This window comes from Paraburkholderia sp. BGA-UO-ETr-F12 (assembly GCF_059567945.1).
Genome location: NZ_JCAQOZ010000012.1, coordinates 1 through 26505, shown reverse-complemented (window position 1 = coordinate 26505; position 26505 = coordinate 1). Strand labels below are relative to the sequence as shown.

The following is a 26505-nucleotide window of genomic DNA, read 5'->3' as shown; positions in this document are numbered from 1 at the left end:
CACGGATGCAAAGCGCAGACGATTGCCGGCGATGCTGAAATGTGACGTATCGCACCGACCCAAAATTACCGGTTCGCTACCGTCATCAAGTTGGAAATGCGCGTGTCAGTGGGCAGGCAGAAAGGGGACTTAGGTGCTTAACGTACCTAATGTACCTAACGTACTTGGCGTGCTTGCGTCAAACCAGTAGCAGTCCGACACCTCAATCAGGAGGCTTCACCTATGCCAGCGCCAAAAGTAAGCGTTCTGCTGCCCATGTACAACGTCGAACCTTACGTTGAAGCCTGCTTGATGTCGCTTCTAGCGCAAACCTCTTCGGACTTCGAGATCATTGCGGTCGACGATTGCAGCCCGGACAGGTCAGGCGAGATTGCGAACCGCATTCTGAATGCGCAGAACAAGGTGCCGTGGAAGTTGGTGGTCAACGAGCGCAACCAGGGGTTGGCCGAAACACGCCGAATTGCGGCCATGCAGGCCGTTGGCGACTATGTGCTATGCGTTGACAGTGACGACTATGTCGAACCGAATCTGATAGAGAGAGTAATCGAAGAAGCGGTCAAACATGACGCCGATGTGGTGATGTTCGCCGCGACGAACGTCAATGCAGACGGGTCGGTGAATTACCAGATCGACAGTGAAGACAAGGTGATCAGCGGCGTCGAGGCCGTTGAGGGGATCATGGACCTGAAGCTGCAGGCCTACTGCTGGAACAAACTGGTGCGGCGCTCCATCTTTGCAGACGTGCACCACCCGAGCGGACTCATCTACGAAGATATCTGCGTATCGGTCCAGACCTTGGGCAAATCCAGAACGGTCCGGCTTATACCTGACCGTTTGTACTTCTATGTGCTTCGCGATTCGGGAATCTCGACGCGCTTCAATCCAAAGATCCTCGATCTTTTTGCCATCATGGATCTGGTGGAGAAGACCACGGCTTCACTTCCGATCAAGAACCGGGAGCGGCGTCTCTTCAGGCTGAAGTACATCTATGGCTTCAGAACCATTGCGTTTCAGGTGGCAATGAGAGCACCCACGTACCGACTGGCCAGCCCCATTCTCGAGACTGTCGCCGAGCGCTTGCATCCTCAGCATCTTTATCGCATGTATGCGGATAGCCGTCCGAAGCTGTCGTTCGTGATGTGCCTGCTCAAGATACATCCGAGAATCTTCTACAGCTTCGTCCGGCGCTTTTCCGTACGCTAGGACCTCTGCGACAAGTCATGCTGAGGCCGGTTGCGCGCGCCACGCGCAACCGCCTCATTTACTTGCTTAAGGTACCGGCGAAGCTGCAACCGCCGCTTTGATCGTCGCGTAGATCGGCTTCTGAGTCGCACTGCTGGTCATGATGCCGTAGTTCCCGGTCGGATCGTCGTACAGTTCGTACCAGTTGAAACCGATCACGTTGTACGTAGCCTTGGCTGCGACGAGCTCAGGAATCGTCTTGTTGATATACGTCTGCGCCTGTGCCGTGGAGAAGTCGGTGTTCACGCCGATTTCCGTGAACATGATCGGCAGGTTGTACGCGTCATGCAGGGACTTCAGAACGTTGTAGTTCGTGCCCGTCACACCCCACGTATTCTCCGGATCGCCGCCGTCGGAGTACCAGTGCAACTGGATAATGTCCGTCTTCACCACCGGGTGTCCGGTCGAGCCATCCGGCTGCGTACCCGTCAGCATGCCCTTGTACCAACCCAGATGCAGGAAGCCCGATGAGGCGGTGTTGATGATTTTGGTCGTGCCGGTGGTGTCGACCGAACGCCAGCCGTCGTAATAGCCGCGCAGCGCGCCGCGCCAGATCGGCCACGTGTTGTTGTCGTAGTCCGACACGTTCGCACCGTCGTTAGCGACCGGTTGGTTGTGGCTATCGAGATCGTATTCATTGCCGAATTCGACCGCCGGAATGCCCTTGAACTTGGTCGCTGCGTACGCTGCCATCGAGTATGCGTAGGCGTAAGCGCTCGCCTCAGTGGGCGTTTGGCCGTTCAGCGAGGGATCGTCCCACGGATAGGCGTCGATCATCGGCATGACCGTGATCTTCGAGCCCATGCCCGGGATAACCGTATTCGCGACCGTATCGATCTGATCGTAGCCGTGGATGTCCTGGCGCGTTCCCGTCAAGCCAAGATCCGTGAGTGTCGCTGCCTGGGTGGCGAGCGGAACCGACGTGTAGATGCCGCCGTAGTTGTAGTGCTGATTGACGCCGAAGAACGGAATCGCCGCAGACTTCGTGGTGCCGGCCGTGCTGGATGCCGCGGTGGAAGTCGTCGTGGAACCGGAAGTGCTGCCCGAGGTGGAGCCCGAAGTAGAAGCAGGACGCGGATCAGCCGATGCTACCCAGTTGCTGTTCTGCCAGACCCACCATTGGTTGTCGACGTTCTGCTGATACATCTTGCCGGCGTACCACAGCAACAGCGTGACGTTCATCGTAAAGCCGGCCTTCTGACCCGCGCGATAGGCCACGCCACTCTTCACGGTCCAGACAGCGCCCGATGCATCGTTGATCGAGGTAGACGGGGGAATTGCGGTGCCGCTGACTGACGCCGGATGCTTGGCGACGTTCACTACGGTGGTCGGATCGACGGCGTTGGCAGCAACACCCGCGGGGTCGCTACCGCCACCACCGCCACCACATGCCGCAAAAATTGGCACAACTAAGTAGATGGAATAATTGATTAAATTTCGTAGTTTCATCTTTGTGACTCTGAGCTTTTAGCGGCCTAAAACCAGAAAAAAGTTCGCCCCGGCGTCCTCGGGGGAAGCCATCGACGACTGGTTCAGGATGAAAGAAGGCAGGACGGCTTGTGCACCCGGCAAAACTGGGCACAACTTCACAACATGCGTACCGCCTAGGCAGAACCTACCGCTGTTCTGTCCGATAAGGTGAGGCAATGTTACACAGATGAAACGTTTTTCTCGAGTTTTGAACCGTAACAACGTGTAACGTCTGACTAATAGGCGGTAAGTTTCACTTTTATATTATTAATATAAAATCAAATCGTCTAATTTGACCGGTCCGGCGCGGATCCGTGGAAACCCGCACCAGGCCTAGCTCTGAGCGCCTTTGAACGGCGCGAAATGACTTGCCGTGGAACAACACCGAGTCAATAAATCAAGCAATTTTTAAATCTATTTCGTTGTGCGACAGAGACGATTTTTTATTGGGGTTATATTCAATTGAAACTATTTCTTTAGCTGTTGTTGACGGGTCGTCGAGTCGAAACACGGCGACGGCATCACGCAATGCAACCGCGTGCTCTTCGAGCGACTTTGCCGCTGCCGCAGCTTCTTCCACGAGCGCCGCGTTGTGCTGCGTGACTTCGTCGATCTGTGCGACAGCCTTGTTGACCTGTTCGATCCCGTCGCTCTGTTCGAGCGCTGACGCTTCGATCTCGTTCATGACACCCGTGACGCGTTGAACCGCGTCCATCGCTTCATGAATTGTCTTCTGCGCATCGGACACGAGCGATGCCCCCTGCTCCACTTTCGCGGCCGATTCGCCGATCAACTCCTTGATCTCCTTCGCCGCCGAGCCGGACCGCTGTGCGAGGCTACGCACTTCCGAGGCAACCACTGCAAAGCCTCGCCCCTGCTCCCCCGCACGCGCTGCTTCGACGGCCGCGTTCAAGGCCAGGATGTTAGTCTGAAACGCGATGCCTTCGATCATGCCGATGATCTCGGCCACTTTCCTCGACGATGCGCTGATTCCATCCATTGTCTCGGTGACACGCGACACCACAGCACCACCACGCGTCACCGTATCCAACGCACCCTGCGCCAACCGGTTTGCCTGCTTCGCGTTATCCGCGTTCTGCTTCACCGTCGCCGAAAGCTGTTCCATGCTTGCCGCGGTTTGCTGAAGCGCGGCGGCCTGCTGTTCGGTGCGCGACGACAGATCGGCGTTGCCCGACGCAATCTCGTTCGCACCTTGAGTGATTGCCGTCGTGCTGCCGCGCACCTTGGCCACCGTCTCGACCAGGCCGTCGCGCATCTTCGTCAGCGCACCGAGCAACTGGCCCATCTCGTTGCGCGACTTGCTTCTGATGCTGATCGTCAGATCGCCGGCTGCGATTCGCTCGAAATGTTTGATGGTTGCATTGACCGGCTTGATCACCGCCGCCGACAAGCCGACCCGCGCCATCACGCCGATCACCAAGGCAATCGCGCCGATGCCGGCGAACAGCAGCGTCGCCATCTGGAAGCGCTGCGCAGCGGTCTCGGCCTGCTGGCGCTGGCTATCCATTTGCACACGCTGGAGGGTGTCGATGGACTTCGAATAGGCCGCGTAAAAGGCATTCGCCGTCTCACCCTGGATGTTGCGGAAGGTGTTGAAGTCGAAGTCGGTCAGCGCCTTGAACTCGGGTTCAATTGCTTTATCGACAAGCGCACTGCGTGCCTGCTCGACGGATTGCGCGAGCTTCTTCTCCGCCTCGCTTGCGAACGGACCCGCCATGTAGCTGCTGAAGTCCTTGTTCGATTCGACCAGCACCTTATGCGCAGCCGGCAACAACTCATCCGTTTGCTTGCCGACGCTGAAGAGCGTCTGATAGGAGCCGAGCGCGAGCTGCACTTGCAGCAGTTTCTCGGAGCTCGCCTTCAGATGTGACAGAGCCACTGCGCTGTGCTGCGTTTCATCGAGGCTGCTATTCGCCAGCTTCAATGCGCCGTAGCCGACGCCGATCACAATCAGCAGGAAAGCAACGAACACGCTGATCACGAGCGTCAGGCCGCCGCGAATGGTGATGTTATTAAGCATTGGGTCTCCGGAACGTCCTAATGATCGGCGGCGAACCCCACGAGTCGCTGGCGATCAACTTTTTCGCCTGCAACTTACACGTCGCCGCATCCAGGTTAACGGCCTTCCGCGAGCCTCGTTAAATAGGTGAAATCCATGACGGGCATGGGTTTGCGGGCAGTCGCAACCTCACTATCTGGGATTTTCCGCATAATCGGAGCAAACCCTGCTTTTCAGGACGGCATGCGTTTCGTTTGTATAATTCGGCGTCTCCGCTCAGGCCCACTTTCATGCTTAGTTTTGCGCTCGGCTTTCTCGTTTCACTGCTGATCACATTGTTGATCGTGCGCTATGCGCATCTGCATGAGAAATTCTCAACCGATTCCGATCTGGCCGGGGTGCAGAAATTCCATGTACGGCCGGTGCCGCGCATTGGTGGCGCCGGGATTCTGATCGGCTTGATCGTCTCCGCGGTGCAATTGCATCATGCCTATCCTGCCGTGTCCGGCGGCATCCTCGGGCTGATCGCATGCGGCATGCCGGCATTCGGCTCCGGTCTGGTCGAGGATCTCACCAAGCGCGTATCGCCACTTGCACGGCTCGTCTGCACGATGGCCGCCGCCGCCCTCGCCTATTTCCTGCTGGATATCGCGGTCACGCGCATCAGCGTGCCGCCGCTCGACTTTCTGCTCTCGTATGCTGTGATCTCCTGCGCGGTCACGGTGCTGGCCGTCGCGGCGCTCGCCAACGCGATCAATATCATTGACGGCTTCAACGGCCTTGCATCGATGGTCGCGTTCATGATGTTCGCGTCACTCGCTTATGTCGCGTTCCAGGTGTCCGATCCGATCGTGCTGTCGGCGTCGTTCATGATGATGGGCGCGGTGCTTGGCTTCTTCATCTGGAATTTTCCGGCCGGGCTGATTTTTCTCGGTGATGGTGGAGCGTATTTCATCGGCTTCATGCTGGCCGAGCTGTCGATCATGCTCGTGATGCGCAATCGCGATGTGTCGGCGTGGTATCCGGTGCTGCTTTTCATGTACCCGATCTTCGAGACCTGCTTCTCGATCTACCGGAAGAAATTCATTCGCGGGATATCGCCCGGGATTCCCGATGGCGTGCATCTGCATATGCTGGTTTATAAGCGGTTGATGCGCTGGGCGGTGGGTGCCCAAACCGCTCGTGAACTGACGCGGCGGAACTCGCTGACGTCGCCTTACTTGTGGCTGCTATGCCTGATCGCCGTCGTTCCGGCGACGTTGTTCTGGCGGCATACGCTGCATCTGTTCTGTTTTGTGGTGGTGTTTGCGGCGACTTATGTGTGGCTTTATATGAGTATCGTACGGTTCAAGTCGCCGCGGTGGATGGTGGTGAGGAAGGGGAAGCGGTAATACAAAAAAGGCGCTCGAAAGCGCCTTTTTTGCATGACAAAGCGAGAAATTCCCGTCGCAAGTGCGATCTAGGAAGCCCGCGTGATTGGCGTAACATTGCCGACGCTACGCAGCGGCGGTGCATTGGCCGGCTGATATTCCGGCACCCAGCGGCGCAGGTCGCGACGCACTTCATCGTCGCTTAACACGCGATGCTGCATGAGCCAGGGCAACAACTTGTCCAGCAGATCATCCGACACTTCACGCGCGCGTGCCGTCCGCAACTTGGGATGCGGCGTGCGCGTCGTCGTTTCGTCGCAAGCCAACAATTCTTCGTAGAGCTTTTCGCCAGGCCGCAGACCGGTAAACACGATCCGGATCTGCTCCTCGCTAAAGCCGTACAAGCGAATCAAATCGCGCGCCAAGTCGACGATCTTCACCGGCTCGCCCATGTCGAGGATGAAGATCTCGCCGCCATGCCCCATGCTAGAAGCCTGAAGCACGAGTTGCGACGCTTCCGGGATAGTCATAAAGAAGCGCGTGATCTCGGGATGCGTGACGGTGACAGGGCCACCCTTCGCGATCTGCTGCTGAAACTTTGGAATGACACTGCCGGCACTGCCAAGGACGTTTCCAAACCGAACCGTCTCGAATTGCGTGCGCGAACTGGTCTGCTGTAAGGCTTGACACGCCATTTCGGCCAGACGTTTGCTCGCGCCCATGACGTTGGTCGGATTGACTGCCTTGTCAGTCGAAATCAGCACAAAATGTTTCACATCATGACGAATTGCCGCGCGTCCCACCCGATAGGTGCCAAGCACATTGTTACGTACTGCCTGCCAAGCGTTCTGCTCTTCCATTAACGGAACATGCTTGTAGGCGGCCGCATGAAATACGATGTGCGGTGTATGACGCGACATCACCTGATCGAGAAGCAGAGAGTCCTTGGCATCGCCAATGACCGGAATCACGGACACGCCCGGAAAACGCTCGTTGACTTCTTCGGTGAGCCGATAAATTGCGAATTCGGACAGATCGTACGCAATAAGTTGAGCCGGCCGGAAGCGCAGAATCTGGCGGCACAATTCAGAGCCAATAGACCCGCCAGCGCCAGTGACCATCACTATCCTGTCATGCAGCAGCGCTTCAACGTGGGGTGTATCGATAGTGATCGGGTCACGACCCAGCAAGTCTTCGAGGTCGATCTGTCGCACGCGCGACAAGAACGCCTGGCCTTGCGTGACGTCGGTCAGCGCCGGTAGCACAAGCGCCCGGACACCCGCGCGGACACATAGCGTCGCAACGCGTCGCTGCACGTCCACGGTGGCGGAAGGAATGGCAATGATCGCGTATTCGGTTTTCAGCGTCTCAGCCAATTGCGGCAATTCGCTGATCGAACCGAGTACCTTGTAGCCGTAGATCTCGCGCCCATGCTTGGAGACATCGTCGTCGAGCAGACCGACCAGGCGCCACTCGCTCGAACGCGACAGCTCACGGGCAAGGCTCGCCCCCGCGTTGCCCGCGCCGAGCACGACGACCGGTTTACCCTTGGCAACGAGGCCACCGTACAGGTAGAACTCTTTGGTCGCACGGTACAGTGCGCGTGATCCGCCCATCGCGAGAAACAGAAATAGCGGTGACACCACCAGCACCGAGCGCGGCACGATCGGCATAGGTTGAACCAGCACCGATGCAACCATAACGACGAGCGCGCCAGCGGCGACTGCTTTCGATATACGTACAAGATCCGGCAAGCTGGCAAAGACCCACATGCCACGGTACAGGCCGAAGATGCGGAACATAATGCCGTAAGTCGGCAGAACCCAGATGAGCGAGTGGATTGCCCCGACCCGGAAGTCTTCCGGGATCAGGCCGTTGAAACGGATGATGTACGCGACCAGCCAGGCGGCGGCGACTGCGCACAAGTCAAAAAGGAAAGCGCTGAAAGATAGCCAGGTGGCCTTGCTTCTTAACATCAGCGTTATACCTCAGTTATCGGACAGTGTTGATTGGAAACGACGCCAGCGCAAATCGACAAAAGCGCCTGCTGCACAGAGGACGGCGACCCAACCGGCCAGCGCCCACGACTGGAACGTCACTGAGCGGCCAAGTGCATAAATAGCAAGCATTATGCCAGCTACCATTAGTAGATACCACGTCAAAGCTGTCCTGGCGTGCCCAATTCCGGAGCGCACCATCCGTTGATAGTAGTGCTCGCGGTGCGCTTGCCAAAATTTTTCACCTCGCAACAGCCTACGAGCAAGCGTAATTGAAGCGTCGGCTATGAAAGGCGCAAACACTACCATCGGGAACCATATGGGCCAGACTCCTCCGCGCCATCCCCAATAACCAAGTGCTCCTGCTAGAAATCCCAGTGAAATCGATCCCGCGTCGCCGAGAAAAATGCGCGCCGGATGAAAATTGAACAAGAGGAAGCCGAGCGCGGCGCCGGAGATGGCTGTGGCCGACCACGCCAGCTCTGGCGAAGGACGGTCGCTTAGCACTGCCCCAGCCGCATACCCGGCAAAGCCGAACAGCGCCATACCGCCCGCCAGGCCGTCGGCGCCATCCATGAAGTTGTAAAGATTAACCAGCCAAATCATCAAAAAGGCAAGAATTACTAAAACCCACCACGGCGCATTAGCGGGGAAAAGCACTACCAGCGCGACCACTGCGATCAGATGCGCGGTAAATCTCACTCTCGCGGGCAATCCGCGACGGTCGTCAACTTGTGAAATCGCCGCCAGAAAGGCGGTGCCGAGAGCGGCATACCAAAGGCTCGGTGCAAACAGCAGCGTGCCCACCACAGCCACCGGCACAATGCCCCAGCCGCCCACGCGTGGCGTTGGCACGACGTGCAACGAGCGGTCGTTGGGAACATCTGTGGCAAGGCGCCAGGCCATACCGGTTCGCAGCAATGTCCAGAGGATGGCTGCGCATAAGCACGCCGCGCCCAGCGCAACCAGGGTTACGGTAATCCACATGGGAAAGGTCGAAAGGTCCATCAGAATGCGCGCCCTCAATGGGTGGATCGATACCAACGGGCAGTTTCCGCCAGTCCCTCGTCGGTGGAATACGGCGGCTGCCAGCCGAGGGTCGTACGTATGCGTGCGGTGTCGAGCTGCAGGGCGCCGATAAGCCGGTCCACCTGCGCCGAACGGCCCGTCAGCCGCCCCGCAAGACGCAGCAAGGCCGGCGGAACTGGCAACAGGCGCGCGGTCTTTTGCAGGTGCTTGGCGAGCGAGCGGGCCAGTTCAGCGACGGTCGGAGACGCCGAGTCTGCAACGTGAAAACATTGGCCCGCGGCGCGCGGATCTATAGCGCAATGCATCAGAGCGTCCGCAAGGTTGTCGACGTAAATCAGGCTGCGCCGTGCGTCGACCGAGGCTAGCGGCAACGGCACCCCCTTCCAGATCGCGTCCATCAACCGCAAGAAATTGGCACGCACCTGTGGACCGTACACCAGCGGCGGGCGTACGATCACGACATCCAGGCCGCTCTGCGTTCCGTAACCAGACAACAACTGCTCAGCCGCAAGCTTCGAGCGACCATATGCGTCCTGCGGCATCGGTGTGTCGTCTTCGCTTAGCGGACGGCCAGGATCGCCTTCGGCCAGCGCCTTAACGCTGCTGACGAAGACGAAGCGGCTTACGCCATGACGTCGCGCTGCCTGCGCGACGCGCAGCGCGCCATCCACGTTGGTTGCGCGAAACGCCGCGTCCGGATCCGCAGACTCCTCGCGCATCACATGAACTCGCGCCGCGAGATGTACGACACAGTCGACTTGCAACGCAACGGGCCATGCTGCGTCGACGCCCGTGAAATCCGCACTGACGTCGATCCATTCGTTCACGTCTTTTTCAAGTTGCCCCGCACGCCTAACAAGGCCGGTGACCGTATGCCCGGCGTCAAGCAATGCGCGACAAAGCGCATGACCGACAAATCCATTAGCCCCTGTGACGAGCACGTGACTCATAGCCACTTCCAGCCAAACCGATTGAAGAATTTGTACGCCGACGCCATGAACATGCGAATGTGCGCGGTGCCTTTGCGCGCTGCGCCACCGCCGTGATGCAGTACGCGTACCGAAGGCGTGTAGACAACCCGGGTAACTTCATGCGCACGAAGACTCAAGTCATAGTCCTCGAAGTAAAGGAAATAGCGAGCATCAAAGCCTCCCAACCGTTTCAGCACAGAGGTGCGGAACAGCATGAAACAACCGCTCACGATTGGCGGATCCCAGAAGATATCGCGTGCGTTGATCTGGTCGCGCATCTCGTAGCGAGCAAGGCGGCGTGTGAAAAACCGCCGCAGCCGCGCAGGCAAAAAGCCCCGAGCGAACAGATCAAGCAACGTCGGGTAACGTCGGCATAGGAACTGCTGCTCACCGCGCTCGTCGCCGATCCAAGGCGTAATCAGCCCAGCTTCTGGATGCTGCTCAAAGAAATCGACAGCGCATTCAAGCGCGTCGGGCGCGAGATCAATATCAGGATTCAGCACGAGGTGATAGAGGCTGTTGCTGCGCTCGATCGCCAGATTGTGGCCACGGCCGTAACCCACATTCCCATGGCCAGCAATGATCGAACAGAGGACACCGCGCGCCCGAAGCCTATCCAGCGCTACGGAAACGTCAGACAGGCCGCCGTTGTCGATCAGATAAAGAGTGACCGGCAGGCCTGGCCGCGCCGCATGCAACGCGTCGCACGCGGCGCCAAGGCTAGCGAGCGTGGAAGTTAACTGTTCGATATCAGGCCGGTAGACCACCACCGATACGGACATTCCGACGGATTCGGAGTGCGGCGCGCTTTTGGCTTTCATGTGTGTAAAACTGCGTGCCTTATGGACGACACTTCGTTGTGTGGCCGCAACAAACCCGAAGTTTGCTCAAATTTCGCGGCTTCGGCAACCGGCATTTCCTTTTGTTACGGGCTCGACTTTGCCACATCGAGCCCCGTTATTTTGCCCGACCTCGAACGCTCCGCCTCAGAATTAAGTACCTTGCCAGCAAGGTTGTGCGCAATATCATGGAATAGTAAAGTATCGCCGCCAAACTCCGCGTCTTCCGTAACCAGCGGGATTAAGCCTGACTTCGACGCGTCGCCCGCTCGGTAATCCGACGTTCACTAACATGACTACAGCCCAAAGGGCAGATTGAATGCGCAGCAGACCACTTGTAGTCGATCTCGATGGCACATTAATTCGCTCAGACGTTCTGATCGAGTCGGGCTTCGCNCGCCGCCAAACTCCGCGTCTTCCGTAACCAGCGGGATTAAGCCTGACTTCGACGCGTCGCCCGCTCGGTAATCCGACGTTCACTAACATGACTACAGCCCAAAGGGCAGATTGAATGCGCAGCAGACCACTTGTAGTCGATCTCGATGGCACATTAATTCGCTCAGACGTTCTGATCGAGTCGGGCTTCGCCTATCTTAAGGCGGCGCCGCACCGCTTCTATGAGCCTCTGCTATGGTTGGCGCGCAACGGCAAGCCCGGATTGAAAGCACGCCTCGCTGACACGACGAACGTGGACGTCACCGTGTTGCCGTATGATCCGGTTGTGCTGAAATGGCTAAAAGCCGAGCAGGACGCCGGCCGTACTCTCGTGCTGGCCACAGCGAGCCATGAGCGCTATGCACAAGCAATCTCAGCTCACCTCGGCCTCTTCGACAAGACTTTTGCCACCAGCGGCAACATCAATCTTTCCGCCCATAACAAGCGCGATTTGCTTGTGGCCGAGTATGGGGAAAAAGGCTTTGACTACGCCGGCAACTCGCATGACGACGTGACAGTCTGGCAATCGGCAGATCGCGCGTACGTCGTCAATCCGGGAAATGGCGTGGAACGTGCCGCTCGTAAGATCGGCAATGTGGAACGTGTAATTGAATCACGTCCGCCCTCTGTCCGGACTTGGGCGAAATCGTTACGTCTGCACCAATGGCTAAAGAATCTCCTCATTTTTGTGCCATTACTGGCCGCGCATAAATTATCATCCCCTGATCTAGCCTTTGCAGCGCTGCTGGCATTTTTCACATTCGGCTTGTGCGCTTCGAGCGTCTATCTGCTAAACGATCTCCTCGATCTCGAAGACGACCGCCATCACCCCGTCAAACGCAAACGCCCGCTTGCCTCCGGCGCACTGCCACTTACTTGGGGCATCGGGCTCTTTCCTGTCCTACTGATAGCCTCATTTGCTTTGGCATGGATGTTCCTGCCTTGGCGGTTCTGCGTGGTTCTGCTCGGTTACTACGTCTTGACCCTTGCGTATTCGATGTTTCTCAAGCGCCAGGTGATGGTCGACGTCGTTGTGCTAGCAACGCTCTACACGATCCGTATCATCGCTGGCACGGCAGCCATCGACGGCCTTTTGACGTTTTGGCTGCTCGCATTCTCCATGTTCATTTTCTTGAGCCTTGCGCTCGTCAAACGGTACGCCGAGCTGCATTCCATGAAGGAGCGCGGGCTCGTCAAAACGCGCGGCCGCGGGTACGTAGCGAGCGATCTTTCGCTTATCTCATCCCTTGGGACGGCATCCGGCTACCTGGCTGTACTCGTTCTTGCTCTCTACATTCAGGACGCGAAGACCGCAGGCATGTATCGCCATCCGCAGGTAATCTGGCTCGCCTGCCCGCTGCTACTCTACTGGGTCAGCCGCACCTGGATCATTGCCCACCGTGGCCTGATGCACGACGATCCAATCGTTTTCGCCGCGCGAGATCGCGTGAGCCTCGCCGTCGTCGTACTTTGCGGCCTCGTCTTCTGGGCTGCGACCTAAGCGATGAATACGGTGCTGTCATGGGGGCGCTACCCGCATTTGCCGCAGGAAGTACATACTGCCGCCTGGCGCGATGGCGTACGCGCTGCGTGGGCGGATGCGAGCCGCGGACACGGCACCGCGCTCGCCTTCGGCAACGGCCGCAGCTACGGCGACAGTTGCCTCGCCGCCTCGGGTCACGTCGTGCAGACGCTACCGCTCGACCGACTCATTACGGCAGACTGGCAGACCGGCGTCTTGCGGGCGGAGCCTGGCGTCACGCTCGAACAGATTCTCAACGTCGCGATTCCGCGCGGCTGGATGCTTCCTGTGACCCCCGGCACCAAGTACGCAACCTTGGGCGGAGCGATTGCGAACGATGTTCACGGCAAGAATCACCACGTACGCGGTACCTTCGGCCGGCACGTACGCCGCTTCGCGCTCGCGCGTAGTGACGGCACGCAGTTCGAATGCACGCCAGACGAACAACCTGAATATTTTTCCGCCACAATCGGCGGACTCGGCCTGACTGGGCTAATCCTCTGGGCCGAAATCCAGCTGATGCCGATCCGCTCCAGCATGATCGACATGACGAGCATCCGCTTCGCCAATCTCGACGAATTCTTTTCGTTGTCGGAGCAACTCGACCCGCTGCACGAATACAGCGTTGCGTGGGTGGATTGCCAGAGCCGTGGTTCGGCGCTGGGTCGCGGCATTTTCATGGTCGGCGACCATGCAAATGACGGCCCCCTCGAGGTCGCGCGGCGCAAGAAGCGGACGGTGCCGTTTACGCTGCCGATTCCCGTGTTTAACCGCGCCACGTTGCGCGTGTTCAACGAGCTTTACTATCAGAAGCAGCAACGTGGCGAAGTAAGCACACAGGTCAGTTACGACACTTACTTCTATCCGTTGGATAGCCTGCTGGAATGGAATCGGATTTATGGCCGCGCCGGCTTCCAACAGTACCAGTGCGTCGTACCGCCGAACACAGCGCGCGACGCAACGCGCGCGATCCTTGATGCGATTGCCGCAAGCGGCACCGGTTCGTTTCTCGCTGTGCTCAAGCGTTGCGGCGATGTGCGCTCGCCGGGTCTTCTGTCATTTCCACGGGAAGGCACATCGCTGGCGCTCGATTTTCCGCAACGCGAGGCGCTGAACATGCGGCTCTTTACCCAACTCGATGCGATCGTGCGCGAAGCGGGCGGCCGCATCTATCCGGCCAAGGACGCCCACATGCCGGGCGCCGACTTTCGCGCCGCCTACCCTCAATGGCAGCAGCTCGAAGCGCTACGCGACCCTGCTCTGCTGTCGCGCTTCTGGGAACGAACTACTCGAACATGAAAAACATTCTTATCGTCGGCGCCACGTCGGCAATCGCAATCGCCTGCGCCCGCCAATGGGCCAAAGAAGGCGCGCGCTTCTTCCTCGTCGCCCGCAACGGCGAGCGTCTCGAACAGGTAGCGAACGATCTGACTGCGCGTGGCGCGCAACTCGCCGCCTGCTACCAACTGGACATTGATAGCCTGGAAAAGCATTCCGGCATGCTCGAACGCTGCGCGGGCGAACTCGGCGCACTCGATATCGTCCTCGTAGCGCCCGGCACCTTGCCGGATCAAGCAGCTTGTCAGGCCGATCCAGCTTTGGCTGTACGCGAATTCAATACAAACGCCGTGTCAGTAATTGCATTACTGACTCCGATCGCCAACATCCTCGAAGTCCAGAAGCGTGGCGCGCTGGCCGTGATCTCATCGGTGGCGGGCGACCGCGGCCGGCCTTCGAACTATTTGTACGGTAGTGCCAAAGCTGCGCTCTCCGCGTTCTGCGAGGGTCTCAATGCCCGGCTCTTCAAGGCCGGTGTACACGTGGTGACGATCAAGCCGGGTTTTGTCGCCACCCCGATGACTGCCGGTTTGCCGTTGCCGGCACCGCTCGTGGCAACGCCCGAGCAAGTCGCGAGCGACATCGTACGCGCCGTCGAAAAACGTAAAGACGTGCTTTATACGCGGTGGTTCTGGGCGATCATCATGATGATCATCCGGTCAGTGCCCCGTTTCCTGTTCAAGCGCGTATCGCTGTGATGCAGGGAACGCAGATGAATCGCCGAGAGACCGTGGGCAGCTATGCCCTTTTCGCGCTGGGCGTCGTTACATTCGCGACGACGGTATTCGCAGTGTGGCGGCACTTTTCCCCGGTGCCGTTCGGCGATTCATGGGATGGCACGATCGGCTTTTACATGCGCGCCATGCAAGCGCCGTGGCAGTCGTTCTTTGAGCAGCACAACGAACACCGCCTGACGTTTTCGCGCCTGATATTTTTCGCTGACGTGCGATATTTTGGCGGGAGAAATGTCCTCTCGCTGATCGCCAATCTGGTGCTCGCAGGCGCGCTCGCTGCCACCTTCTACCGCGTCACGCTCCATCACCGCGCCACGCTTTCGCGCCCGATGCGGTTTGGCCTCGCAGGCGGAGTTCTGGTATTTACGTTTTCGTGGATTCAGAACGAGAACTTCACGTGGGGCTTTCAGAGCCAGTGGTTCGCCGTTTATCTCTTCGCCCTCTTCGCCTTTCATGCGATTGAACGCACGGCTGAAGCGGAGGATCGCGATCAGCGCGCAAAGTCTCGCGGATGGTTTGCTACTGCGTTGGCAAGCGCATGGATCGCGGCCTATTCGATGTCGAGCGGTGTGCTGGTGTTGCCGGTACTGATCGTTCAGGCAATCTATCTACGACTGAAGCGGCGCGACCTGGCAGTGCTCGTTGTGTTTACCGTAGCCGTATGGTTTGCGTATTTCATCGACTGGACGAAGCCTGCCAGCAGCGGCAACCTGACCACCGGCTTGCGCGAGCATCCAATTGGCGCGCTTAGATATGTATTGCTGTATCTTGGCGCGCCGGCGTTCCACGCCCGACTCGGTCAGGTAGTTGCATACATCAGTGGGATGTGGGCTTTGGTGGTACTTGTGGCCAGTTGTGTCAAGACCGCACGGGCGCGTGAAAAGCGCCCGCAAGGCATCGCAATGTTGGCATTTGCCATATTTGTAGCGGGCAACGCAGTACTGACTGCAAGCGGGCGGCTCTGGTTCGGTATCGGAACTGCGTTGGCTTCGCGTTACACCACTGCCTCTCTGACATGCTGGCTCGCGCTGATCATCTTTATGGCGCTCAACAGCAGTACGGCGAAGCAATTTAAGCGTGTAATAATCGCGGCGGTGATCGCTACGTTGATTGTCGCGTCGGGCCAGCGCTTCGTAACCCATTCCGATAATGATGTGGTTTACTCGCGTCTCGTTGCAGGTCTCGCATTGCGCGCCCACGTCTATGATCCCGACATCACCAAGGCGGTCTATCCGTTCCCCGATGCTCTGACCAATGTCGCCAAGCAAGCCGAGGTAGCCCAGATTTCAATCTTTGCACCGGATCAACCCGATTTTCTCGTGCCCCCCGATCGCATCAGCGCCGCGGCCGCATGCGACGGAGCAATCGAGAACATATCGACCACGAGGACCCCGGGCATCTATCGTGCAACAGGATGGATCTACGACACGGCGATTCGGCGAACGGCTCGAGCCGTCGTCGTCACCGATGCCTCGGGCACAACTCTCGGCACCGGCATTACAGGCGGCGGCCGAGACGACATTCGCAAGAGGTTCGGCCGAAGTGCGGCATACAGCGGCTGGACAGCATTTTTCAAGGCGCCGGCGCCGGGGAGCATACGGATAAGCGGGCAAATTGCTGCAAATACGTACTGCGCCCTGCAAGACGAAAAAACCATGCCCGCTGCGGCCAGCACTTCGAATCAATAGCCAGCGGTGCTGCATCGATCACGTAACCAACGCCCCAGCTGCTTTTCGGATCGCCCCGAGCTTGCTTGTATCATCTAGCTCCTACGACGTTGCAAACAGCATCTAAATTCACCGAGTGAACGCATGAATCAGACCCGCATCCTTCTTCCAGGCGGCGCCGGCCTAGTCGGCCAGAATCTTGTTGCGCGACTGAAAGCGCGCGGGTATTCCAATTTGGTTGTACTCGACAAGCACAAAGCCAACCTCGAAGTGCTTCGCGAGGTCCATCCGGACGTCACGGCGATTTATGCCGACCTTGCCGAGCCGGGCGGTTGGGAACAACACTTCAAAGGCGCGGACCTTGTTGTCATGTTGCAAGCGCAGATCGGCGCACCGACCATCGAACCGTTCATTCGCAACAACATTACCGCCACGCGCAACGTGCTCGACGTGATCAAGCAATATCAGATTCCGTACACCGTGCACATCAGCTCTTCAGTTGTGAATTCGGTGGGCGAAGACTTCTATACGGACACTAAACGCGAGCAGGAAGAGATCGTGCTGGCCTCGGGTATCGAATGTGTTGTGTTGCGGCCCACACTGATGTTCGGCTGGTTCGACCGTAAGCATCTGGGCTGGCTCTCCCGCTTCATGCATCGCGTGCCGGTGTTCCCGATTCCGGGCAGCGGCCGCTATATGCGCCAACCGCTGTACGTCGGTGACTTTTGCAACGTGATCATCAGCTGCATCGAGTCCCGCATCAAAGGCCAGGCGTTCAATATCACTGGCCTCGAACAAGTCGACTACATCGATATCATTCGCCAGATCAAACGCGCAACTCGCGCACGCTGCGCGATCGTACGGATTCCGTATGGGCTCTTCTACGTGTTGCTGAAGATCTACGCCCTCTTCGACAAAAACCCGCCGTTCACCGCCGACCAGCTCAAAGCGTTGACTGCCGGGGACGAATTCGAAGTTATCGACTGGGAAGGCATCTTCAAGATCCGAGCTACGCCGTTCGCGAAGGCGATGGACGAGACCTTCAACGATCCGACGTATAGCCACATCGCACTAGAATTCTGAGCAGGAAAAACACCATGAGCACAGAGCGCATTGCAGTCCTGGGCGCCGGACCAATGGGCCTCGGCGCGGCCTATCAGCTTGTCAAGGACGGTCGCAAGCCAGTCATTTTCGAAGCCGATGATCGCGTGGGCGGGATGGCCGCATGTTTCGACTTCGGCGGCCTTTCGATCGAACGTTATTACCACTTTCACGCGATTTCCGATCACGCATTTTTTGAGGTGCTGCGCGAACTCGGTATCGAAGAGAAAATGCAGTGGCGCGAAACGAAGATGGGCTACTTCTATCAAAACCGCGTGCAACCGTGGGGTAATCCCATAGCATTGCTCAAGTTCAAAGGCCTCAGCCTGCAGGCCAAATTCCGCTATGGCTTGCACGCATTTCTGTCGACCAAGCGCAACAACTGGAAGCCGCTCGATCATGTCGAGGCAACTGGATGGATCCGCCGGTGGATCGGTGAAGAGGCGTGGGAAGTCCTTTGGCGGCGGCTCTTCGACTACAAGTTTTACGACTACGCCTATAACCTTTCCGCGGCCTGGATCTGGAGCCGCATCCGCCGTATTGGCCGGTCGCGCTACAACCTCTTTCATGAAAAGCTGGGGTATCTCGATGGTGGCTCGGATACGCTGCTTGAGGGCATGCGCAGTTACATCGAGGCCAACGGTGGAGAGTTTCGTCTTGGCACGCCCGCGCAGAAGGTCGTGATCGAGAACGATAAGGTCAAAGGCATCGAGGCCGGCGGTGCGTTCCTGCCGTTCGACAAGGTCATCAGCACTATTCCCCTTCCGTATGTGCCGCGCGTAATTCCGGATCTGCCCACCGAGATACTCGATGCATTCCGCAGCGTTAAAAACGTCGCTGTGGTGTGCATTATTGCGAAACTGAAGAAACCGGTAACCGAAAACTTCTGGCTGAACACCAACGATCCGGAGATGGATATTCCGGGCATCGTCGAATACACGAATCTGCGACCGCTGGACCATCACGTCGTCTACGTGCCGTTCTATATTCCGGGCGAACATCCGAAGTACCAGGAACCGGATTCGGAGTTCATCGACAAAGTGAAACGCTATCTGATGAAAATCAATCCGGAGCTAAAGCCGGACGATTTCCTCGACGTGCGCGCGAGCCGGTATCGCTTCGCGCAACCGATCTGCGAGCCGGGTTATCTCGACCGCCTGCCGCCGATCCAGTTACCGGTGGAGGGCCTGCTCGTGGCGGATACGTCCTACTACTACCCAGAAGATCGTGGCATCTCGGAGAGTATCGGCCTATCGCGCAAGATGGCGAAGATGGTATGACCCGGGTTCATTCACTCGCCAAGCGGACCTTCGTCTCAAAGAGCTTCCTGCTGTTCCTGTTGACCGGCGGCTTCGCCGCGGCGGTCAACTGGGGCAGCCGGATTGTGTATAACAAGTGGATTCCGTACTCGGCCGCCATTGTCGTCGCCTATATCACCGGCATGGTCACCGCGTTCATTCTGGCGAAGCTGTTCGTATTTACAAAGAGCACGCAGTCGACCGGACGCTCAGTGTTCTTCTTCACGCTTGTGAATCTGGTTGCTGTCGTGCAGACGTGGGGGGTGAGCGTTGGGCTCGCGTACTACGTGTTTCCGCAGCTGGGTTTCACGTGGCATGTGAGGGACGTTGCGCATGCGGTCGGGGTTGCGGTGCCTGTGTTCACTTCTTATGTGGGGCATAAGAAGTGGAGTTTTAAGCATTAGTCACATTGACCGGCTATAGCCGAACAGGCCAATCCAAGGATAGAACAAATGTCAATTTTTTTTTCAACCAAGCCCCACTTTCGAATTAGACGATTCGGACGCTTCCCCGATGCGGTGGCCACCGCATCGTATCGATAGCCGAACCATTCCAACCATTATTGTGCTTGCCTGCCGCTTCGTGGCGCGGCAATCTAGCGTTTGCTTAAACCGGTAAGTTCCGATAAGAAACAAGGCGCAGCGCATGCTGCGACAAATCGAGTCGGAATCCGGTCAATCGGATAATTGACGACATGCCGAACATTCGCTCCGACCTCTATGCGTTCCAATACGACATTTTCCAGCGTTACTCGCTACTTCAGCGCCTGGTCAGTGCGGCCTTCCCCTCTAGTTACGCCGATAAGCTTTCAATTTTAGACGTCGGTTGCGGGGCGTCGAAACTGAGTTCAACGTTTCTCGGTGAAAGTGTCAAGATCACTCGCGCGGACGTGAGTGACTTTGGTGAAAGTGACATTGTCGTCTTGGATCCCGGCGCTCCATTGCCGTTTCCAGATCAGTCGTTCGATGTCGTCATGGCCCTTGAGGTTCTGGAGCACGTGCCGGCAGACGGTCGCGCCGCTTTGATCGCCGAGTGCCGGCGAGTGGCTCGCCACGGCGTGATTCTTTGCTGTCCGATCGCCGACTACGGCGCGGCCGACGCCGAGAAAGTTCTGAACGAGACGGTGCGCCAGCTCGCGGACAAAGACGAAGCATTTCTGCTTGAGCATGCACAGCTTGGACTACCCACTCTCGCCGAAGTTAACGAGGCCTTGACCGGCGAAGGCTGGAATGTCGCATCGATACCCAACGCGCCCCTTGACCACTGGCTTCTGTACAGCATCGTCGATCTTATCTACGCGTACGATTTCGGCAATTCGGTACAAAAGGACGGCTTTAACGCAAAGATCAATGCCACGGCGCCGCTGCTCCAGTCCGACGGACGCCACTATAGGGAGTTCTTCATTGCGACTCGCGACAGCGCGGATACAGAGCAGATCAGGAACGCTTTAGGAAAACTGCGTGACGAAGCTCCGCGGTGCTCGGCTGACGAATCATTACTTGGATTTGCTACCTCGCTGCCCGCCTTCCGCGAAGATATGCAGCTAACACGAGAGCGAATCTTGCAACCGCTTATCGACGATCTCCGTCAAAAGGTTGCAATTCAAGATGCCCTAACACAGGAACTGCGCGTTCCGTATGGAGCCGAGTTACAGCGCGCAGTGGAGACCGCAGCTAAAGCTGCCGTTGAAATCGAATCCACGCGCAAGGCTCTTGAAGAAGCGAGTAGATCGGCCGCCGAGCTAGACAGTGAAAAAAAACGGCTTTTGGAACTGACCGCTCAACTCGAAGGTAAACTCGACGCATCAAGCAGATCAGCCGCCACCAGAGAGGCGGAGTTCGCACATATAAGCCAGGCTCTCGCAGACCTCCATAAGTGGATGCGACGCAATCCGCTTGTCGTAGTTGCACGGATTTTGAGGCGAGCTCGCCGCAGCGCGTGTTTCCGTTTGACGGGTGGCAAAGTTCAGGATGGGGACTGGCTGCTGGCATTTCGTCACAGCCTGCCGGGTCGCGCTATCTGGAGGTTGTTGCGAAAGAGCGCAGCCGTCAGGACGATTGCGGGACAAATTCGGCCCCGCCCTATCGTTGTCGCGCCGATGCCGGATGTCCCGCTGCCAGAAGCTCAGGTGCCACATAACCTCGTCGTCGGATCGCAGGAAATCGCGCCGACAAGCAGGTCCGGGTCCTATACACCGCCGGTAGGCTTACTACCCTGGTTCGACCCGTTAAACATTGAACTTGACCGGTCGCTGGCCATGCGGCCTCGGCTCAATGTGCTCGTGCCGGGGCTCGCCATGAAACACATGTCCGGCGGCCCAAACACCGCGATCAGTATCGCTTACCGCCTGGCCGCTCTCGGGGTGCCCGTTCGGTTTGTAAGCACAAACGCCCCCATCGATGCAGACTCGGCAGCGTTTTGGGCTCATGCACAGGCTCTAGCCGGCACAGCAAACCCGCTCGACAATGTAGAACTCGTTGACGCATCGGACAGAAAAATTCCATTCAAGATCGGCGAGAACGATCTCTTCATGGCAACCGCATGGTGGACGGCCCAAATGGCGAAGTACGCCATCAGGCATACGCGCCATGAGAAGTTCGTTTATCTCATCCAGGATTACGAACCGATTCTGCATCCTGCGTCAACTCAATACGCCTTGGCCGAGGAGACATATCGTCTGGACATGGTGCCAGTGGTCAACACGTCGCTACTCGCAGAGTTCCTTGTGTCTCATCAAGTGGGTCGGTTTTCCGATCCGGACTTCGCGCGCCGCACGCTTGCATTCGAACCGGCGGTCGACAAAACGCAATTCTATTTCGACGGCCAAAGCGAAAGACGGTCTGCAAAACGCCGCCTCCTTTTTTATGCACGCCCCACCAACGGTTTGCGCAACCTGTATGAAATGGGGGTTGCAGCGTTACAAAAGCTGCTAGCTGACGGGGCATTGAGCGCAGCCGAGTGGGAATTCGTCGGCATGGGAGAGAAATTCGAACCCGTGCCCCTTGGCCACGGAGGCGTTCTGGTTCCCGCTCCGTGGCTAGGATTCGAAGGATACGCCCGGCAGATGCGAGAGAGCGACGTGCTTCTATCACTTATGCTCTCCCCGCACCCGAGTTACCCGCCGCTCGAAATGGCCGCCTGCGGCAAACCCGTCGTCACGACTTGCTACGCGAACAAGACAGCCGACCGGCTTGCCCAGATCTCTGGGAACATCATTGCAGTGGACGCCACGGTTGAGTCTATCGCGGACGGTCTGGCGCAAGCCGTCCAACGATGCGAAATGGGTTCCGCTCGATCGACGGATGCGTTTGGACTTCCAGAAACTTGGGACGAGAGCCTAGCGTCGGTTATGCCGCAATTGCGTAATGCCGTCCTCGAATTGCTGGGCGCGCCAGCGGTGGCGGGCGGCGATAATAGCGTTGCGTACCCTGATCGTGTCGCCGGATCCGACCGTTGGCCCACTACCGCGTATGAAGTTATCCGCTACGCGCAGATCGCCGATCGACGCACACGCTATACCGATGCAGAGCCGGGGCTAATCAGTTTCCTCACCCCCGTTTGGAATACCGATCCAGTTTTCGTTAGGGCGCTTGCAGACTCGGTGTTTTCACAAGACTGCGAAGCAGGGTTTGAATGGATTCTTCTCGATAACGCCCCCACACGCGAGGACGTCAATTATTTGCTCGACGAGCTTGCCGCTCATCCCTGCGTGCGGCTTATCCGAGTTGAGAAGAACCTGGGCATTGTCGGGGGTCTGCGTGTTTGCCTTGAAGCGGCAAAAAATCGTTACGTGGTGCCGCTGGATGCTGACGATCTGATTGCATCGGACTGTGTTCGCGTGTTGACGTCATCTCTTAAGGCAGCCGGCTACCCCGCCCTCGCCTATACCGACGAGGATAAATGCGACGAAACGTCGTATCGCGATCCATATTACAAGCCCGACTGGGACCCAGTACTGTTTGCGCACTCTTGCTACATTTCGCATCTTTGCGCGATCGACCGCACTCTCGCGCTTCAGCATGGCGCATATACGGATCATGTACCGGAGGGCAGCCACGACTGGGATACGTTTATGCGATTCTGGCTCGCGGGGCACACGCCTTATCACGTCCCTGAGGTTCTCTACACGTGGCGGATACACGCACAATCCACGGCGGGAAACATCCATAGCAAGAGCTACATCTATTCGTCCCAGTCGCACGTAATTGGCAAACTGGTAAAACACAGTGCGCATCCGGACTGGTATAGCGTGGAGCTTTCTCCAATGTTCGACGGCACGCCGGACTGGCGTATCGTACGTAACTCGAACGCATCGAAGCCTTCGATCGCGACGGTCTTGCTAGGCGACAATCCGGCAACAATAGAGGCGTTGGGATCAAGCGGACCTTTTGGAGAAGACCCCGTTGCTCGGTTACTGCGCTCAATCGAGCAAGTACGTGCGCCGTTCGTTCATTTGCAATCGCCAGATGTCAGCGTCACAGATGGAACGTGGAAACAAGACGCTCAAATGCTTTTCGAGCTTTTCCCCGACACCGCGGTTGTAGGTGGCCGATTCAAGCTCGGGCACGAGATCGTCGCCGCCGACGTCTATTTCGGTTTCGGAAACGGATTCGATTCGCCCAACACGACACGGAACGTCGCAGACTCTGGCTATTTCTGCCAGATGTGGAAACCTCACTCGGTGAGCGCAGTTTCGGTGCAGCATTGCGTAGTCAGGACAGAACTATTGCGTGAGGTGCTTGCGGCACTAGTGGGGACCGGCATAGAGCTAGAGCACCTCGGAATCTGGCTCGGCGCAGCCGCGCGGCGGCGCAACCAACGCGTCGTATACACACCGTTCTTCCTCGCTGATAGCACGTATCGATTCACAGCGATTGCTCAAAACGAGGCCCTAGCCTTCCGTAAAGCGTTCCCGGATCTCGTCATCGACAACTCGACTCTTTCACGACGACTTGATCTGGACAGCCATCGGGCATTCAGCGGGACCTCGCTAGCAATACGGAAGGAGCAGGAAAGCAAACGTCTGGCTGATATCGAGTTGTCCTGGAACGAAACCTTCCACTCCGATCTGATCAGTCGTAGGTTAGCTTCGCCTTCAGGCGATAAGGTCGAGGCGAAGTTCGCATTGTTGACATTGCTATATAGCCGCTCACCCGCCGAGCTTTTCCGAAAGACCGCCGAGTCTGTTCTAAGTCAAACATTGCCGTTCAGCGAATGGATCATCCTTGAGAACGGCCCCATCCCGGACGATACCAGACAGATTCTTGAAGAGTTGATTGCAAGCGATTCCAGAATCCGCGCCTACAAGGCAGAGGCACTTGGAATCGTTGGCGGTCTTCGCTATTGCATCGAGCGGGCAACTGCGGATTTCATCATTCCCATGGATGCCGATGATCTCCTGACTGTCGACGCGCTGGAGTTGATGGCAGAAGCACTGAATGCTGCAGACAAGCCATCGTTTGTATTTTCAGATGAAGATATTCAGTATGACGATCGGCTCGACGACCATTTGAGGCGTGCTGATTTTGACCCGGTGCTTAATCGGGCTGACTCTTATGTATGGCACGCATGCGCGTTCCGACGCGATCGTGCGCTCGCCCTAGATGTCTATTGCGACAAAGGAGCGGAATTCTGTCACGACTGGGATTCTGTTACTCGCTTCGCGGACGCTGGCGATCGCATCGCGCATATCCCCCACGTCCTCTATCACTGGCGCGCACACGCGACCTCCTCGAGCAACAGCGGCAGCGTGAACATCGGATCGATTAACTCCGTCAAACACGTTCTCCAACGTTCGATTGACAGTCAACCGAACCCCAACCTCTATGCAGTTGATGTCTTTCCAATTGATCGAGGCGCGGAACAGTACGGCATCCTACGGTTGCCACATGATCCCCTGTCGATTGCTGGCATTAAGGTAGGCAAAGCAAATTTGGACGCTGAGGCCGCTGAATCGAAAGACTCAGTCATCCGTTGGCAAGTGCGATTCGACACAAACGCAGGCTGCGCAGAACTAGTCAGCGCTATCAACGCATTGACGGAACCGTATGTCCTCTGGATAGACGATCGATACCAACTGTCCGACGCAGCGGCTTGGGAGGCAATGCGCATCTTCGAGATGCATCCGGATGTAGCGCTTGTGAGCGGACGAGTGCTTTCAAGCTCGAACCGCGTGATCGCGTGCTGCGAACCTCAAGCGAATCTTTGGTCAGGTCGGGGTATGCGGCGCGATGATCCTGGGCCGTTTGCGCTGGCTTTGAAGCCGCAAACCGCCGTTCGCGTGCCAAACCACTTCTTTTTCTGCAGAACGGAATTACTTCAGTCGGTGTTGGCCGACTCTTATCGGGGGGCGGTAGTTGCTGATCTCGTCGCAAACGAAGTACGTAAACGGCGGCTTCGAATTGCTTACTCTCCGCTGATCGAGGCATCATCGTCGTAGCTCGGTCTGCCCCGCTTCATCTTTGGGCTGACACAACGTCGGCCCAGAGACGGACGAGAAACGCTGCGGATGACTCAATATTTCGGTAGAGGCGCGTGCAGTGCACCAACATGGACGTTCAGATCTTTGATCAAAACAAGTCCGATCGACAACAGGAGGCCTCATGCGCCGATGTCAACAATATCGCAAGCATCAAAGATAGGCTCTTATACTTTGTTTGAGGAGACTCGGTGTCGGCATCCTCGACGTATAAGACGTCGCGCTCCGATCTTAGTACGAACGGGCGATATAAGGCTCGATCCCCGGTATTGGTACGTTAGCGATATCAATCCCTAATCCGAGTTTCGGCTGCACGTTCATTATCTGAACGACCCTCAGGGAATAACTTGACCAGCTTACAGGCACTAAATCGATCAGATTGGTTCCCGACGAAGCTTGCCACTCGCTCGGACCACCTAAGCGCTCGGCCCTCAACGAGATTCGCAAAGACCGTTGCGACGCCGAGCGATATGGACACATAGACGATCAGCGCGACAACTAGAGCCGCGTTCGGACTAAATCCTGCACTAGCCGTCCAGTCGAATGCCGGTTTCGCCGTCAGGTCGATCACGTTCCCATGCGTAAGGTACAAGGGAAATGAGATGTATCCCAAGAACTTGCAGGCCCGAGTGGAGAGCGCCTTTCGCAATAGCGCGCTAAACATCACGGCCGCAAGTACGAGAACGGCACCAGCACCACGCCACAGCGGAACAGGTAGGAAGGGGAACGGCACCCACGTCGGCAGATTGAAATGGTGAAGCAGGGGTCCTAAAACGGTGTGATCTGCCATCGTCTGTAAATCTGTTCCAGTCGCTCGCAGTAGCACATTCTGAAGCTCGGGTCGAAGAGGACTTTCTGGCATCGTTCCCAAATAAAGGCCTCTTTTCAATTCTCAGTGGGTGGGTTGGCGGGTCAAGTACGGGCGCCAGCCCGGCGAAGCGAATACTTGACGTGCCTTGAAGAAGTAAGCTGAGAGAGGGCTGGTTGCGGCAGA

At 57.4% G+C, this 26505-nt stretch carries 15 protein-coding genes and 1 pseudogene; 10 read left to right on the top strand and 6 right to left on the bottom strand.

The features are described 5' to 3' along the window. Positions 1-210: 210 nt before the first annotated feature. Positions 211-1203 (top strand): annotated as a pseudogene (locus AC57B6_RS03725) (glycosyltransferase family 2 protein); the annotation flags it as partial. Positions 1204-1269: 66 nt separating this feature from the next. Here the strand turns inward: AC57B6_RS03725 and AC57B6_RS03720 are convergent. Further along, positions 1270-2388, bottom strand: coding sequence for a glycosyl hydrolase (locus AC57B6_RS03720; RefSeq protein ID WP_042276882.1), 1119 nt, complete (start codon positions 2386-2388; stop codon positions 1270-1272). Positions 2389-3109: 721 nt separating this feature from the next. Further along, a complete protein-coding gene (locus tag AC57B6_RS03715) occupies positions 3110-4753 on the bottom strand; it encodes a methyl-accepting chemotaxis protein (RefSeq protein WP_444515219.1) in 1644 nt (547 codons plus the stop codon). Positions 4754-5022: 269 nt separating this feature from the next. On the opposite strand from AC57B6_RS03715, the gene AC57B6_RS03710 reads away from it, so the two are divergent. After that, positions 5023-6123 (top strand): MraY family glycosyltransferase, encoded by a 1101-nt coding sequence (locus tag AC57B6_RS03710; RefSeq protein ID WP_496420717.1) that lies wholly within the window; start codon positions 5023-5025, stop codon positions 6121-6123. Positions 6124-6191: 68 nt separating this feature from the next. Here the strand turns inward: AC57B6_RS03710 and AC57B6_RS03705 are convergent, their stop codons facing one another. The 4 genes from AC57B6_RS03705 to AC57B6_RS03690 are packed head-to-tail and all read right to left on the bottom strand — an operon-like array spanning position 6192 to position 10920. Continuing rightward, complete coding sequence (locus AC57B6_RS03705) at positions 6192-8078, bottom strand: polysaccharide biosynthesis protein (RefSeq protein WP_028199834.1); 1887 nt, start codon at positions 8076-8078, stop codon at positions 6192-6194. Positions 8079-8090: 12 nt separating this feature from the next. Beyond that, positions 8091-9107, bottom strand: coding sequence for an MraY family glycosyltransferase (locus AC57B6_RS03700; protein ID WP_425596416.1), 1017 nt, complete (start codon positions 9105-9107; stop codon positions 8091-8093). Positions 9108-9121: 14 nt separating this feature from the next. Then, complete coding sequence (locus AC57B6_RS03695) at positions 9122-10078, bottom strand: UDP-glucose 4-epimerase family protein (RefSeq protein ID WP_028199836.1); 957 nt, start codon at positions 10076-10078, stop codon at positions 9122-9124. Continuing rightward, positions 10075-10920 carry a glycosyltransferase family 2 protein gene (locus AC57B6_RS03690; RefSeq protein WP_030101937.1) on the bottom strand — a complete coding sequence of 282 codons (846 nt, stop codon included), beginning with the start codon at positions 10918-10920 and terminating at the stop codon, positions 10075-10077. The genes AC57B6_RS03695 and AC57B6_RS03690 overlap by 4 nt, the downstream gene beginning before the upstream one ends. A gap of 529 nt (positions 10921-11449) precedes the next feature. Between AC57B6_RS03690 and AC57B6_RS03685 the strand changes: the two genes are divergently transcribed. The 8 genes from AC57B6_RS03685 to AC57B6_RS03650 all read left to right on the top strand — a co-directional run bounded on the left by AC57B6_RS03685 (position 11450) and on the right by AC57B6_RS03650 (position 25472). After that, positions 11450-12874, top strand: coding sequence for a UbiA family prenyltransferase (locus AC57B6_RS03685; protein ID WP_496420716.1), 1425 nt, complete (start codon positions 11450-11452; stop codon positions 12872-12874). Between the two features lie 3 nt (positions 12875-12877). Continuing rightward, complete coding sequence (locus AC57B6_RS03680) at positions 12878-14194, top strand: FAD-binding oxidoreductase (RefSeq protein ID WP_496420715.1); 1317 nt, start codon at positions 12878-12880, stop codon at positions 14192-14194. Then, positions 14191-14931 (top strand): SDR family oxidoreductase, encoded by a 741-nt coding sequence (locus tag AC57B6_RS03675; protein ID WP_496420714.1) that lies wholly within the window; start codon positions 14191-14193, stop codon positions 14929-14931. Before AC57B6_RS03680 ends, AC57B6_RS03675 begins: the two co-directional genes overlap by 4 nt. Positions 14932-14945: 14 nt before the next feature. Next, on the top strand, positions 14946-16655 hold the full coding sequence (locus AC57B6_RS03670; RefSeq protein WP_496420713.1) for a hypothetical protein: 1710 nt from the start codon (positions 14946-14948) through the stop codon (positions 16653-16655). Between the two features lie 123 nt (positions 16656-16778). Then, positions 16779-17717 carry an NAD-dependent epimerase/dehydratase family protein gene (locus AC57B6_RS03665; RefSeq protein ID WP_028199842.1) on the top strand — a complete coding sequence of 313 codons (939 nt, stop codon included), beginning with the start codon at positions 16779-16781 and terminating at the stop codon, positions 17715-17717. Positions 17718-17731: 14 nt separating this feature from the next. After that, the gene (locus AC57B6_RS03660; protein WP_496420712.1) at positions 17732-19015 is read left to right on the top strand and encodes an NAD(P)/FAD-dependent oxidoreductase; all 1284 of its coding nucleotides are present in this window, start codon (positions 17732-17734) and stop codon (positions 19013-19015) included. Beyond that, a complete protein-coding gene (locus AC57B6_RS03655; protein ID WP_454805121.1) occupies positions 19012-19437 on the top strand; it encodes a GtrA family protein in 426 nt (141 codons plus the stop codon). Before AC57B6_RS03660 ends, AC57B6_RS03655 begins: the two co-directional genes overlap by 4 nt. A gap of 290 nt (positions 19438-19727) precedes the next feature. After that, positions 19728-25472, top strand: a complete 5745-nt coding sequence (locus tag AC57B6_RS03650; RefSeq protein ID WP_496420711.1) for a rhamnosyltransferase WsaF family glycosyltransferase — start codon at positions 19728-19730, stop codon at positions 25470-25472. Positions 25473-26505: the final 1033 nt, after the last annotated feature.